Here is a 13,574-nt window from a genome sequence, read left to right on the forward strand (position 1 = left end):
GGCGGGTCTGACGACTCTGGCGGGATGCGCCACCGCCCAGGCGGTCGAGGCGGCGACCACGGCCATCGCCGAGGCGCGCCGCAATGGCAGCCGGCTGGACCCCGCGCGGATCGCGGACCTGGATTTCGACGCCGTGGCCTGGGCCCAGGACGGGGGCGATCCGCGCGCGGCCGCGCTTTTGGCCCACGCCGGCTTGTCGCCCGACCTGACCGCCCTGTGTCAGCAGGCCGAGGCGGCGGCGGGGCGGCCCGTCAGCCTGGCCTTCGCCCTGGCCCTGATCGGGCGGCGGCTGGACCTACCGCGCGAGGGGGCGCTGGACCTGCTGCTGATCGCGCGCCTGACGGGCCTCTTGGCCCATGCGGCGGATCAGGTGCTGAACGGCTCGCCTATCCGGGCGCGACTGCGCTATGTGGGGCCTGAACCCGGCGCCAACTGAGGCCGGACGATTTTTCATCTGAGTGCGGGGCGTCATGGCGGACTGGCTGGCGGCGATCATCCTGGGTCTGGTCGAGGGCCTGACCGAGTTCATTCCGGTGTCGTCCACCGGCCACCTGCTGCTGACCAAGGAGGTGCTGGGTCTGGCCGACGAGCCGTGGAACACCTTCATCGTCATGATCCAGCTGGGCGCCATCCTGGCGGTCGTGGCGCTGTATTTCGCGCGGCTGTGGAAGGTTCTGATGGGCCTGCCGGGCAAGGATCCGGCGGCGCGGCGGTTCACCCTCTCGGTGCTGCTGGCCTTCCTGCCCTCGGCGGTGATCGGCCTGTTGTTCCACGACTTCATCAAGACGGTGCTGTTCAATCCGACCATCGTCTGCATCAGCCTGGTGATCGGTGGTTTCGCCCTGATCGCGCTGGAGCGGTGGGCGCCGAAACCCCGGATCGAAGACGCCATGACCTTCGACTGGAAGACGTCGCTGGGCATCGGCCTGTGGCAATGCCTGTCGATCATTCCCGGCGTGTCGCGCTCGGGCGCGACCATCGTCGGCGGCCTGCTTCAAGGCGTGGACAAGAAGGCGGCGGCCGAGTTCAGCTTCTTCCTGGCCATACCGACCATGGTCGGCGCCTTCGTGCTGGACTTCTGGGAGAGCCGCGATCTGATGACGGCGGAATTCCTGCCGGTGCTGGCTATCGGCTTCGTGGTGTCGTTCGTCAGCGGACTGGTGATCGTGAAGACGCTGATCGACTTCGTCGGCAAACACGGCTTCGCGCCCTTCGCCTGGTGGCGGATCGTAGTGGGGACCGCGGGGCTGGCCTTGATTTGGGGAGGGGTCGTCTAAACTTCCGCTCGCTCGGCTGACGCGCTGCAGACGCGAAAGCGCCAGGAAGCGCCCATCGTGTCAGATCACGCGCGGATCCGTCGGCGCTGAACGTAAAGCGCGGCGCCGCCAGCGAGCAGAGCGCCGAACAGGATCATCGCCCATTCCGAGAGGGTCGGGACAGTCGGCGTCGGCGGCGCAGCCAGGACCGAGACTCGATCACCGAAGGTGACGTTGCAGCAGTCGATCCCATTGGTCATTTCGAAGGCCAGCCGGACCGTCTGTCCGGCGTAGGGCGTGAGGTCGGCCGTGTAAGTGGCCAGATCGGGCGCGGACGCCTGACCGCCATCTCGAACGAACGGCGTGGCCAGCACGAGATTGGCGGGGGTCATCACGCGGAACGCGCCGCCATAGGTCGCCGAACTGGCCATGCCATTGAAGCCTGCCGACGCGTCCACCGACAAGCTGGCGGCCTGACCGGCAGGTATGGCGATGTCCTGATAGAGATAACAGGTCTGAGAGCCACCGTTCGGAAAGAGCTCGACATAGTTTGCGCCGTCGGTCGGCCCGGCAGGCGACGGCGTGCCCTGAACGGAATAGGCGTTGCCAGTCGTCCGCGCCGAGGCGGTGCAGACTCCCGAGGTTGTCCAGCCCGCGACGCCTGCCTCGAACGATCCATTGGTGACCAGTTCAGTTTGCGCCTGCGCCATCCCGCCGATGCAGGAGAGGGCGACCGCCGCGCATGCGATGACCAACTTGTTCACTGGATCATCCCCGGAGCCGTTCTTGTTTCACGACCTCTAGGTTAGCAACGAAACTCTCTCAAGTCTCATCAGGTCTTGCGGGAACCGGATTTAAGGATCGCCGCTCCTAGAGCCTGATCCACTGAGATGGAATCGCTTCGCGATTCCGTCGATGCGGTGAATCAGGCTCCAGATATAAGCGAGAGCATAATTCAGCTTTCAGCCGGAGCCGCTTCGCGGTTCCGTCTAAAACCATCATGCTCTAGGCCGCCGGCCGTTCCGCGAACTGGCCGCCGACGCGGTAGCGCCAGAGGTAGGACGGGGCGATGGCTTCCAGGCCGGTCGGCTGGACGCCCAGGTCGGCCAGGCCCTCGGCGCCCGGCGTCACGACATTGTCCCGCTCCAGCAGCCGCGTCTGATCGACCGTCAGCACCGGCGCCACGCCGATCACGGCGGTGATCTGGGCCAGGGCGCCGACCATGCGCGCGGCGAAGAAGGGCATCGGGACCAGCAGGCGCGACCGCCCCGTCTCGCGCAGGATCAGCTGCAGGATGTCCTTGAAGCTGTAGACCGCCGGGCCGCCCAGTTCGAAGGTGCGGCCCGCCGCATCCGGGCGGATCACGGCCTGGGCGATCGCCTGGGCCACGTCGCCGACATAGGCGGGCTGGAATTTCGTCTCGCCGCCGCCGACCAGCGGCAGGGCCGGGGCGAGGGCGGCCATGGCGGCGAAGCGGTTCAGGAAGCCGTCGCCCATGCCGAACACCACCGAGGGACGCAGGATCACCGCATCGGGGCGGGCGTCGCGGATCAAGCGTTCCGCCTGCGCCTTCGTGCGGGCGTACAGCGACGGGCTGTCGGCGGCGGCGCCCAGGGCCGACACCTGGACGATGCGGGCCACGCCCTGGGCCTGGGCGGCCTCGGTTATGGTCTGGGCCGCCTCGACGTGCATCTTGTGGAAGCCGCGGCCGGGCGTCTCGAACAGCACGCCCACCAGATTGACCAGGGCGTCCGCGCCCTTCAGCGCGCGGGCCACGTCGTCGGCGTTCGTCACGTCGCAGCGCGTCAGTTGAATCTGACCCACGTCGCCCAGGGGCTGAAGTTCGTTGGCGGTGACCGGATTGCGCACGGCCACCCGCACGCGCCAGCCTTGTTTCGCCAGGGCGCGCACGGCCTGGGCCCCGATAAAGCCCGACCCGCCGAACACGGTCACCAGACGCGAATCGAAACCGGCCATCACTTGCTCCAAATCCCTGTGAGGCGGGGTTTAGGCGAAGCCGGCGCCCGGCTCAATCCTCGCGCTGAAACACCACCACGCCGTCCACCACGGTCAGCACCGCATGGCCGCGCGGAATGTCGGCCTCGGACGCCGTCATCAGATCGACCGAAAAGGCGGTCAGGTCGGCGCGCTTGCCCACCTCGATGGTGCCCAGGTCGGCCTCGCGGAAGCTGGCGTAGGCGGGCCACAGGGTGAACATCTTCAGCGCGGTGGCGCGATCCACCGCCTGTTGCGGGCGCCAGTCGGAGCCCTGGAAGCCGTTCAGGTCGCGCCGGGCGACGGCGGCATAGAATTCGATCAGGGGATCGCCCCGCTCGACCGGGGCGTCCGAGCCGCCGACGACCGGCACGCCAATCTCGGTCAGGGTGCGCCAGGCATAGGCCCCGTCCAGCCGCGCATCGCCCAGGCGGGCCGGCGCGAAATGCAGGTCGCCGATGGCGTGGCTGGGCTGCATCGACGGGATCACCCCCAGGCCGGCGAACAGCATTTCGTCGCGGGGCCGCAGGATCTGGGCGTGCTCGATGCGCCAGCGCGGATCGCGGATGCGGCGTTCGTCCGGCTGGACCTCTCGCATCGCGTCCAGATACCAGTTCAGAACCTCGGAATTGCCCCGGTCGCCGATGGCGTGGGTGGTCACCTGGATGCCGGCGCGCAGAGCGTCGCGATACAGAGGCAGCATCTCCTCTTCGGTCGTCTGCATCAGGCCCGAAGTGTGGGGCGCATCGGCATAGGGCGCATGCAGGGCCGCCCCGCGCGAGCCAAGGGCCCCGTCCGCATAGAATTTGATCGCGCGGGTGATGACCCGGCCGTCCGCGACGCTGCGCGGCCCCTGGGCGATCAGGTCGCGCGCGCCGTCGGGTGTGATGTTGTTGTACAGACGCAAGGGCGCCTCGCCCGCCTCGGCCATCTCCTCAAGCAGGGGGATGTCGCCCCACGGCGCGCTCATGAAATGCATGCCGGTCCAGCCGTACTGCGCCTCGACCCGGAAACCGGCGCGATAGGCCTCGCGCTTGGCCGCCGCGTCCTGTTGCGGCGTCAGGCGGTCGACGGCGGCCATGGCGGTGTCGATCAGCAGGCCGGTGGGATGGCCGTCCGCCTCGCGATGGATCTCGCCGCCGAACGGCGCCTGGCTCTGGGCCGTGATCCCGGCCGCGGCCAGGGCGGCGGTCGAGGCGGTCAGGGCGTGACCGTCGGCGCGGGTCAGGATCACCACACGGCCGGGCGCGGCGGCGTCCAGGTCGTGTCGGTTCAGGAAGCGGCCTTCGGGCCAGTGGGTCTCGATCCAGCCGCGTCCGATGATGACCCCTTCGGGGTGGGCGGCGGCCCAGGCGGTCAGGCGCGCCATGGCCTCGGCCACCGAGGCGGACCCTTCCAGGTTCAGCGTCATCTCGCGCCAGCCGATGCCGTCCAGATGGGCGTGGCCGTCGGTGAAGCCAGGGAACAGGGCCGCCCCCTTCAGGTCGATCACTGGCGTGGCCGCCTCGACCGGCGGCTGGTCGGCCAGGGCGCCGACCCAGGCGATGCGCCCGTCGCGCACCAGCACCGCCTCGGCGGCCGGTCCGTTGTCCACCCCGGTATAGATGGGGCCGCCCCGGATCAGCAGATCCTGGGCCGCCGCCGGCGCCGCGATCAGGGCGGCGCAGGCGGCCAGGGCGCAAAGGGCGCGCTTCATTGCGGCCGTCCCACCACGGCGTCGACCGAGCCGGTGGTGACCGGGTGATACAGCGGCCGCGCCTGGGCGTAGATGCGGGTGGCGATCGGCCGGCCCCAGTCGCCTTCGTTCCACAGGGTGGTGAACAGCGGCAGCACGAACTTGCGTCGTCCCATGGACGTCAGGAACCGCTCGGCCGTGGCCACGGCGGGCTGATAGCGATGGGCCAGGGCGATCTGCAGCCAGGCGAAGGTGATCTCGCTGTTGCCCTCGTTGGCCAGGTCCAGGGTGCGCTCCAGATCGGCCAGTTGCGCCGGGGTCATCCAGTCGGCGCCGGCCGCCAGCCCCTCGGGCCGCCAGTTCAGGAAACGCAGACGCTGCTGAGTGTTCCAGCCCGACCAGGGCGCGGCCGAGGCGGCGCCGCCGTCAGCGTAGAAGGCGCGGGCGGCCGCATCGACGGCGGTGAAGGCGTCCGACACTGGCGGAACCCAGTTGGACGGCATGCCCGGCTGATGGATCCAGGTCTCCATCATCAGTTGCTGCTCCAGCGCGGCGTCGCCCCGGATCAGATGCTGGCGGATGTCGGCCAGGAACCGCTCGGTCGTCATGGGCTGGAAGGCGTGGCGGTCGAAATAGCCGCGCAGCCAGGCGTCGAACCGCTCGCGCCCGGCGATCCGCTCGATGGTGCGCAGGAAGGCGGCGCCCTTTTCATAGGCGATGTCGGTCATGCCGTCGTCGGGGTCGCGGCCGGTCAACTCCAGCTTCAGCCGGGTGTCGGCGGGCGGCAGGCTGGCCAGGGTGCGTTGCAGATCGCCCCAGCCCAGCACCTGCTCCTGCATGGCCCGGTCGCGGCCATAGACGGCCTCCATGATCCGGTTCTCGAAATAGACGGTGAAGCCCTCGTTCAGCCAGAAGTCGTCCCAGGTGGCGTTGGTGACCAGATTGCCGGACCAGCTGTGCGCCAGTTCGTGCGCCACCAGGCTGACCAGCGACCCGTCCCCGGCGATGATGGTCGGGGTGGCGAAGGTCATGCGCGGGTTCTCCATCCCCCCGAACGGGAAGCTGGGCGGCAGGACCAGCAGGTCATAGCGGCCCCAGCGATAGGGGCCGTAAAGGGCCTCGGCCTTGTCCACCATGTCGGCGGTGGGGCGCAGTTCGTCATGGGCGGCGTGCAGGCGCGACGGCTCGGTCCAGACGCCGGTGCGCTCGTCGATGCCCTCGAAGGCCACGTCGCCCACGCCGATGGCGATCAGATAGGGCGGCACGGCGTTCGGCTCGCGGAAGCGCCAGGCGGTGCGCCCGTCGCCCGCCGCCTCGCCGTTCGGTGTCAGGGCCTCGGCCGACATGACGACCTTCAGGTCCGACGGCGCCACGATGCGGGCGCTCCAGCTCTGGCGGATGCCCGGGCTGTCCTGGGTCGGAACCCAGGTGCGCGTCAGGATAGCCTGGCCCTGGCTGAACAGATAGGGGTGGCGGCCCCCGGCGGTCTGGCTGGGCGCCAGCCATTGCAGCGCCGCCGCGTCGGGCCGGGTGGCGTAGTCGATGATGATGCGGCGACGCTCGCCCTCGGCGAAGGCCGGGAAGTGAATGCGCATCGCCTGGCCCAGGATCGGATCGTCCGCCCCCAGCATGTGATGCAGGCTGCGGCCCTGGTCGTCGGTGATGGACCGGATGTCCAGATTGCGCACGTCCAGGATCAGCTCGCGCGCGCCGGCTTGCGCCGTCACGTCCAGCGTCGCCTTGCCCGATAGGGTCTTGGCCTCGAAGTCGGCGGTCAGGTCCAGGTCGACGTGGTGCACCCGCGCGATCTCGGGCCGGGCGTGCGAGTGGGCGTCACGGACATAGTCGACTGCCGCCGGAGCGGGGGCCGGAGCGGGGGTGACGGCTTCGGGCATGCCTTGCGGTCCCTCGTAACGCGTCGTCAGATAGGCGCACCCGCCCAGGGCGCTGGACAGCATGAGCGCGGAGACCAGACCGGCCGATTTGCGGAGCATGAGCGTTTCCTCGTCCTTCGTTCGGTGCGGACAACGCCCCGAACCGGACGAAAGATCAAGTCGGCGTCGCGGCGCCCGGCGCATGGCGGGCGGTGAACAGCCGCCCCCGCTCGGCCCAGAAGGCGCAGGCCAGGGCGGTCAGACCGCAGACCACGAACCCCATCAGCAAGGGCGTGGCCGTGCCGGCGAAATGCTGGCCGATGAAAAAGCCGGTCAGAGAGCCGAAGGTGGTCGAGACGAAACCCTGGGCCGAGCTGGCGGTGCCGGCGATATGGCCCATCGATTCCATCGCCATGGCCCCCAGGTTCCCGGCGATGAAGCCGAAGAAGAACATGGTCAGCCCCTGAAGGATGGCGAAGGTCCAGATCGTCTCGTGCCCCAGCGCCGAGACGGTTGCGTGCACCGCCGCCGTGGCGGTGAAGGCGACCAGGGCCGAATGGGCGATCAGCCGGCTGCCCAGCTTTTCCACAAGGGCGGCGTTGACCAGGGTGCCCGCCGCAATGCCTCCGGCGATGGCCGCGAACACCAGCGGAAACAGGTTCGCGGCATGGAAGACATGTTCGAAGATCTGCTGGGACGAGTTGATGAAGCCGAACAGGGCGCCGGTGATCGCCGTCATGGCCAGGGTGTAGCCGATGGATTTGCGCTCGGTCAGGGCGTGGCGGAAGGCGCCCAGGATGCGTGCCGGCTGGATCGGCAGGCGGTCCTCGACATGCAGGGTCTCGGGCAGGCGGATCGCGACCCACAGCATGACCGCCGATCCCGCCAGGGCCAGCACGCCGAAGATCCACGGCCAGGGCCCCATCGTCAGGATCGCCGCCCCGATGCTGGGCGCCAGGATCGGCACACCCAGGAAGACCAGGAAGCTGAGCGACATCACCCGCGCCATGGTGCGGCCTTCATAGCGGTCGCGCACGATCGACACCGCCAGCACCCGCAGCGCCGCCGCCCCGACCCCGGTGCCGACCCGCGCCAGCAACAGCATCTCGAACGTCGGGGCTAAGGCGGCCAGCACGCTGAACAGCACATACAGGGTCACCCCGACCATCAGGATCGGCTTGCGCCCGAACCGGTCGGCCAGAGGGCCATAGATCACCTGGGTCACGCCAAAGCCCAAGAGATAGGCGGTGACGATCCACTGCCGGTCGTTCTCGCGCACCACGCCCAGGGCGTCGCCGATCATCGGCAGGGCCGGCAGCATGGAATCGATCGCCAGGGCGTTCAGCGCCATCAGGCAGGCGATCAGACAGACGAACTCGGGAAAGCCCGGCCCCTTGGGCTGGACGGCGGGGGGCGCGGACGGGGAGGTCATCCGCGCCACATAGGGCCCGGGGCGGCCGCCGCAACCGGCGTCTTCGGAATTTCATGAGGAAAAGACGGATGGTGCGGGCGGTCGGGCTCGAACCGACACTCCTTGCGGAACCGGATTTTGAGTCCGGCGCGTCTACCAGTTTCACCACGCCCGCACAGGCCGATGGAAGGCCGCGCAATCTAGCGACGGCGGCGCGGGGCGCAAGCCGTCCTGACGCCGGACGTCACGAACGGAAGCTGACCCGGAAGGCGACGCGCCGCACGTCGACCGCGACGCTGGGCGCCCCGGTCCAGCCGACACGGGCCCGGTCCATGGCCGCCAGCGAGGCGCGGCCGAAGCCGGACCCCAGGGGATGTTCGCTTTCGACCTCGCAGGCTTTCAGCGTCCCGTCCGTCTGGGTGTTGCAGCTGACGACGGCGTAACCGCCGCGCACGCCGTCAAACTCGGCCTCATGCGGGAAGATCGGGCTGGGCGCGCGGGTCCAGCGCATGTTCGCCGGCAGGCCGCCTGCGGGGCCGGTGACATCCAGTTCGGCGTCGCGCGGATCGACCAGAGGCTTGTTGCAGGCCGTCAGCACCGACTCGATCGCCGTCGCGGACGACGGCAGGTCCAGAATATAGCGCAGGTTGCGGCCGCCCTCGCCCGCGCCCGGCACGACGATGTTCAGCGCGCCGCCCTGGCGCATGCGGCGGGCGATGCGGGCGGGATATTCATGCACCGCAGCGGTCGGATCGGCCGTCGGAACCCAGTTGGAATCGCGCAGCGGCTGGTCGTCATAGCCCATGCGCAGAAGGCGGCGGTCGCCGCTCTGGGGCGGTAGGCCGGTCAGGATGACGCCCAGGCCGCCACGCATGCAGCGCACCCCGACCCCTATGCCGCTATCAAAGGCGACCACGGCGGCGAGCGCCTGTTTGGACGGATCGCTCATGATCTGCCAGTCGCCGGGCGCGTCCTGGGTCGCGGCGGGCGAGGCGATCAGGCCCAGGGCCGCCAGGGCGCGCAAGGCGGTCTTCATGCTGCAAGCTCCACATGGGTGTCGGCGCCGCCGGCCTGAACGCGAGGGGCGCGGATGAACATCTCGATACGCTGGGCCACGATCATACCCACCGGAACGGGATGAGGGTCGGCAGAGCCTGTTGCAGAGACATGCGCTTCTCCAAGCCCCAGGGGGCAGGGCCAGCCTAAGCGCTTATTTGCAGGTAAGAAAGCGGTCTGTCGGGCCTCAGGCGGCCGGGCCGACCGTCTGTTCGATCGTGCCGAAGATCGAGTGATGGCGGTCATCCAGCATCTCGATCCGCACCGTGTCGCCGTGCTTCAGGAAGGGGGTTTCCGGCTGGCCGCGCAGGATGGTCTCGACCATCCGCACCTCGGCGATGCAGCTGTAGCCCAAGCCGCCTTCGGCCACCGGACGGCCGGGGCCGCCATCGGCGTCGCGGTTGGACACGGTTCCCGACCCGATCACCGAACCGGCGCCCAGCGACCGGGTCTTGGCCAGGTGGGCGATCAGGGTGCCGAAGCAGAAGGTCATGTCCACGCCCGCATCGGCGCGGCCGAAGTCCTGGCCGTTCACCTGCACGTTCAGGGCGCCGGACAGCTTGCCGTCGTTCCAGCGGTCGCCCAGGGCGTCGGGCGTGACCAGAACCGGCGACAGGGCGCTGGCGGGCTTGGACTGGACGAAGCCGAACCCCTTGGCCAGTTCGGCCGGGATCAGGTTGCGCAAGCTGACGTCGTTGACCAGACCGACCAGGCGGACGTGGTCCAGCGCCTGTTCGCGGGTGACCCCTTGCGGCACATCGCCGGTGACCACGACGATCTCGGCCTCCAGATCACAGCCCCAGGCCTCGTCGGCCAGCGGAATGGGATCGCGCGGCCCCAGCATGGAGTCCGAGCCGCCCTGGTACATCAAGGGGTCGGACCAGAAGCTGTCGGGCAGTTCGGCCCCGCGCGCCCGGCGCACCAGTTCGACATGGTTCACATAGGCCGAACCGTCGGCCCACTGGTAGGCGCGGGGCAGGGGGGCGGCCGCGTCGCGTTCGTGAAAGCGGCCGCGCGGCACGGCTTCATGCTCCAGACTCTCGGCCAGGGCGCGCAGGCGCGGCTCGCACCGGTCCCAGTCGTCCAGCGCCGCCTGCAATGTCGGGGCGATCAGAAAGGCGTCGGTGAACCAGTTCAGGTCGTTGGACACGACCACCAGGCGGCCGTCGCGGCCGTGCTTGAGCGAGGCGAGTTTCATGACACCGGCTTAGGCCGTTTCGACACCTAGGGAAACCTCAGTCGGCCGACAGTTCACGGTGGGCGGCGCGCAGTTCGGCGATGCGCTCGGCCTTGTGCCGCCAGTGGTCGTTCAGGTCCGCGACGGCCAGACGCAGGGCGCGGTCGCGGTCGCGGGCGCTCAAGGGGGCGGGTTTGGCCGGCTTGTGGCCGTCGTCGCCCTTGTGAGGATCGTCCTTGCCGCCATGACCCCCGCCATGACCGGCCGCGGCGCCGTTGATGATGGTCACCTGGGTCACTGGTCCGGCCTCGTGGCGGGCATGGCTTTCGCCGGCGTGGGCGCCCGGGCCGTGGGGGTCATGCCCCGTCTGATCGTGGGGCTTGGGATCATGGGGCTTGTGATCGTGGCCGGCGTGGCTGTCGTGCGCGTGATCGGAAGTCTGGTGCGCCTCGCCGTCCAGCGCCGCCTTCAGCGCCTTGAAGGGGCCGTTCAGTCCCGCCGCCAGGGTCAGGGTCGCGCCCAGCCGTTTCTCCAGCGTCTTCTTGACCTCTTCGGCCTTGCCCGCCAGCGAGCCGCCGTCGGCCTTCATCGCCGTCTCCAGGGCCTTGTCGACCGCCTTCCAGATCGATTCGGCGGCGTCGGCGCGGCGCGGGGCCTGAGCGTCCTTCAGGAACCAGCCCAGGGCGAACAGCGCCAGGCCCAGCAGGGCCAGAAGCGCCAGCATCAACGGCGGCAGGCTGAAAAACACCTCGCCCGGGCCGGTCGGCTCATAGCCCGGCTCGGCCGCGAATCCGGCTCCGTTCAGAGGCACGCCCATACTGATACTCCCCCCGTCCCCGGTCGGTCGGCCCCCATCTTGCCCGGCGCGTCGCCGCCCGCAAGAAAAAGGTTAACGACTGAGGGTGCGCTGGGCCTCGGCGCCGGTGCGGGCGACGGGGTCGCGCACCTCGACCTCCACCGACACATCGCCCTGGGGCGCCTGGGCCCACAGATAGCGGCGCTCGACCTCCACCTCGCGGCCCGAAGGCGCGAACCCCATGAAACTGTCGCCCCAGGGGGTGATCTTCAGAATGTCGGACAGAGGCAGGGCGCAGGCGGCCGCCAGCTCCTCTTGGGCCATCTGCATCAGTTCGTCGTCGCTCACAGCCATCGGCGCACCTGCGCGCGATAGGCGCGCCACTCCTGGCCGAATTTGACGTCCAGATACCGTTCCTCGCGCGCCACCACGAAGCGGTCGATGACGATCAGACAGGGCAACAGGCCCGCCAGGGCCACGGGGCTGTCCATGGCCACGGCGAAGCCGGCGTAGATCAGGGTGAAGCCCAGATAGATCGGGTTGCGGCTGAAGCGATAGACGCCGCCGGTGGCCAGGGCGGTGGTTGGCTTCCACGGCTGGGGCGGGGTGCCCAGGCGGCGGAACAGGCCCAGGGCCATCGCCTCCAGCGTCAGACCGCCGATGACCAGAACGACGGCCAGGCCGCGGCGGATGTCGCCGTCCAGCCCAAAGCCCGGCGTCACGATCAGACGGCCCAGGCCCCAGCCCGCGAACAGGAAGCCCAGATAGATCAGCGGCGGCGGGGCGATGACGCCGGGAACATCGCGCGCGGTCACCGGGCTTCGTCCGCATAGATGGCCACGGCCGCCGGGTGCTCGGCGCCGATGCTGCCGCGATACATGCCCGAGGTGTTCATGGCGAAGCCGACCGCGCCGTCGCGGCCCATGACGATGACGCCGCCGTCGCCGCCGATGGCCCCCACCTCGGCGATCTCGCGTTCGGCCGCCGTCTGGACGTCTAGCCCCGCGCGGGTGTGGGTGCAGATGTCGCGCGCCACGGTGGAGCGGATGAAATACTCCCCCGTGCCGGTGGCCGAGACGGCGCAGCCGTCGGCGTTCGACGCATAGGTGCCGGCGCCGATCACGGGCGCATCGCCGATGCGGCCCCAGCGCTTGCCCGTCGTGCCGCCGGTCGAGGTGCCGGCGGCGAGGCGTCCCTGGGCATCCAGGGCCACGGCGCCGACCGTGCCGTATTTGCGCTCGTCCAGCGGCGGGGCGATCTGGGCCATTTCGCCCGCTGCAGGCGCACCGGCGGGACGCGCCGGGATCGGCTCGCCGCGCTGCTGCAGGGTGCGCTCCAGTGCGCGCCAGCGGCTCTCGACGAAGAACCAGGCTGGATCGACCTGCTCCAGCCCGATCGAGGCGGAAAAGGCGTCGGCGCCGTCGCCCGACAGCATGACGTGAGACGACCGCTCCATCACCGCGCGGGCGGCGGCGATGGGGTGGCGCGTGCGGGTCAGCCCCGCCACCGATCCGGCGTTCAGGTCGGTTCCATCCATGACGGCGGCGTCCATCTCGTTCCGACCCTCGGCGGTGAAGACGGCGCCGCGCCCGGCGTTGAACAGGGGATCGTCCTCCATCACCTGGATGGCGGCCTGGACCGCGTCCAGCGCCGCGCCGCCGTCGCGCAACACGGCGGCCCCGGCCTCCAGCGCGCGGGTCAGGGCGGCGCGATAGGCGGCGTCCTGCTGGGGGCTGAGATTGGCGCGTTCGATCACGCCCGCGCCGCCGTGGATGGCCAGTGACCAGTTCGGCGCCGTTTGGGCCGAGGCGGCGGTGGCGACGGCCAGGGCGGCCAGGCTCAGCATCGCGGCGCGGATCATCGGCCGTCCCTCCCTATTTGTGATGCAGCCGCTTCCAGACGCGATAAGCGACGATGGGCGCGAAGCCGCAGACCAGGGCGGCGGCCAGCACGGTCCAGAAGCCGCCCCCCAGCCAGTATTCGCCCGCCAGGGCGCCGGCCGCCGCGGCGGCGACCGGCCCCAGCCAAGGCAGCCAGTGCGGCGGCCGCATCCTCAGGCGTCGACCTTGATGACGCCGCGGCGGATCTGGTCCAGCTCGATGGAATCGAACAGGGCCTGGAAATTGCCCTCGCCGAACGCCTGGTTGCCCTTGCGCTGGATGATCTCGAAGAAGATCGGGCCGAAGGTGTCCTGGGTGAAGATCTGCAGCAGCAGGCCGTCTTCATCCGAGCCGTCGATCAGGATGCGGTTCTTGCGCATCCGCGCCACGTCCTCGCCATGGCCCGGCAGGCGTTTGTCGATCAGCTCGAAATAGGTCTCGATGGTGTCCTGGA

The 13,574-nt window shown here is 69.7% G+C and carries 13 protein-coding genes, 1 tRNA gene and 2 pseudogenes; 2 read left to right on the top strand and 14 right to left on the bottom strand.

Annotated elements, in window-relative coordinates; genetic code table 11:
* Together Q0581_RS00180 and Q0581_RS00185 are read left to right on the top strand one after the other, a co-directional pair.
* A pseudogene (locus Q0581_RS00180) lies at positions 1-436 on the top strand (citrate/2-methylcitrate synthase); the annotation flags it as partial.
* A 34-nt stretch (positions 437-470) separates the two neighbouring features.
* A complete protein-coding gene (locus Q0581_RS00185; protein ID WP_298696180.1) occupies positions 471-1,277 on the top strand; it encodes an undecaprenyl-diphosphate phosphatase in 807 nt (268 codons plus the stop codon).
* Positions 1,278-1,342: 65 nt separating this feature from the next.
* Here Q0581_RS00185 and Q0581_RS00190 read toward each other — a convergent pair whose 3' ends face one another.
* The 14 genes and pseudogenes from Q0581_RS00190 to Q0581_RS00255 form a co-directional block, all read right to left on the bottom strand.
* On the bottom strand, positions 1,343-2,020 hold the full coding sequence (locus tag Q0581_RS00190; RefSeq protein ID WP_298696182.1) for an IPTL-CTERM sorting domain-containing protein: 678 nt from the start codon (positions 2,018-2,020) through the stop codon (positions 1,343-1,345).
* A gap of 241 nt (positions 2,021-2,261) precedes the next feature.
* Positions 2,262-3,233 carry a complex I NDUFA9 subunit family protein gene (locus tag Q0581_RS00195; RefSeq protein ID WP_298696185.1) on the bottom strand — a complete coding sequence of 324 codons (972 nt, stop codon included), beginning with the start codon at positions 3,231-3,233 and terminating at the stop codon, positions 2,262-2,264.
* A 52-nt stretch (positions 3,234-3,285) separates the two neighbouring features.
* The gene (locus Q0581_RS00200; RefSeq protein WP_298696187.1) at positions 3,286-4,947 is read right to left on the bottom strand and encodes an amidohydrolase; all 1,662 of its coding nucleotides are present in this window, start codon (positions 4,945-4,947) and stop codon (positions 3,286-3,288) included.
* Positions 4,944-6,920, bottom strand: a complete 1,977-nt coding sequence (locus tag Q0581_RS00205) for a M1 family metallopeptidase (protein ID WP_298696190.1) — start codon at positions 6,918-6,920, stop codon at positions 4,944-4,946. Before Q0581_RS00205 ends, Q0581_RS00200 begins: the two co-directional genes overlap by 4 nt.
* 55 nt (positions 6,921-6,975) lie before the next feature.
* On the bottom strand, positions 6,976-8,232 hold the full coding sequence (locus tag Q0581_RS00210; RefSeq protein ID WP_298696193.1) for a multidrug effflux MFS transporter: 1,257 nt from the start codon (positions 8,230-8,232) through the stop codon (positions 6,976-6,978).
* 69 nt (positions 8,233-8,301) lie between these two features.
* A tRNA-Leu gene (locus Q0581_RS00215) sits at positions 8,302-8,386 on the bottom strand.
* 69 nt (positions 8,387-8,455) lie between these two features.
* A complete protein-coding gene (locus Q0581_RS00220; RefSeq protein ID WP_298696195.1) occupies positions 8,456-9,247 on the bottom strand; it encodes a hypothetical protein in 792 nt (263 codons plus the stop codon).
* 207 nt (positions 9,248-9,454) lie between these two features.
* Complete coding sequence (locus Q0581_RS00225) at positions 9,455-10,465, bottom strand: fumarylacetoacetate hydrolase family protein (RefSeq protein WP_298696197.1); 1,011 nt, start codon at positions 10,463-10,465, stop codon at positions 9,455-9,457.
* A gap of 37 nt (positions 10,466-10,502) precedes the next feature.
* A complete protein-coding gene (locus Q0581_RS00230; protein WP_298696200.1) occupies positions 10,503-11,261 on the bottom strand; it encodes a hypothetical protein in 759 nt (252 codons plus the stop codon).
* Between the two features lie 72 nt (positions 11,262-11,333).
* A complete protein-coding gene (locus Q0581_RS00235) occupies positions 11,334-11,594 on the bottom strand; it encodes a hypothetical protein (protein ID WP_298696201.1) in 261 nt (86 codons plus the stop codon).
* Positions 11,585-12,055 (bottom strand): isoprenylcysteine carboxylmethyltransferase family protein, encoded by a 471-nt coding sequence (locus Q0581_RS00240; protein WP_298696203.1) that lies wholly within the window; start codon positions 12,053-12,055, stop codon positions 11,585-11,587. Before Q0581_RS00240 ends, Q0581_RS00235 begins: the two co-directional genes overlap by 10 nt.
* On the bottom strand, positions 12,052-13,101 hold the full coding sequence (locus tag Q0581_RS00245) for an isoaspartyl peptidase/L-asparaginase family protein (protein WP_298696205.1): 1,050 nt from the start codon (positions 13,099-13,101) through the stop codon (positions 12,052-12,054). The genes Q0581_RS00240 and Q0581_RS00245 overlap by 4 nt, the downstream gene beginning before the upstream one ends.
* Before the next feature lie 13 nt (positions 13,102-13,114).
* Complete coding sequence (locus Q0581_RS00250) at positions 13,115-13,291, bottom strand: hypothetical protein (protein WP_298696209.1); 177 nt, start codon at positions 13,289-13,291, stop codon at positions 13,115-13,117.
* A gap of 2 nt (positions 13,292-13,293) precedes the next feature.
* Positions 13,294-13,574 (bottom strand): annotated as a pseudogene (locus tag Q0581_RS00255) (4-hydroxyphenylpyruvate dioxygenase); the annotation flags it as partial.

This window comes from uncultured Brevundimonas sp. (genome assembly GCF_937863155.1).
GTDB lineage: Bacteria > Pseudomonadota > Alphaproteobacteria > Caulobacterales > Caulobacteraceae > Brevundimonas.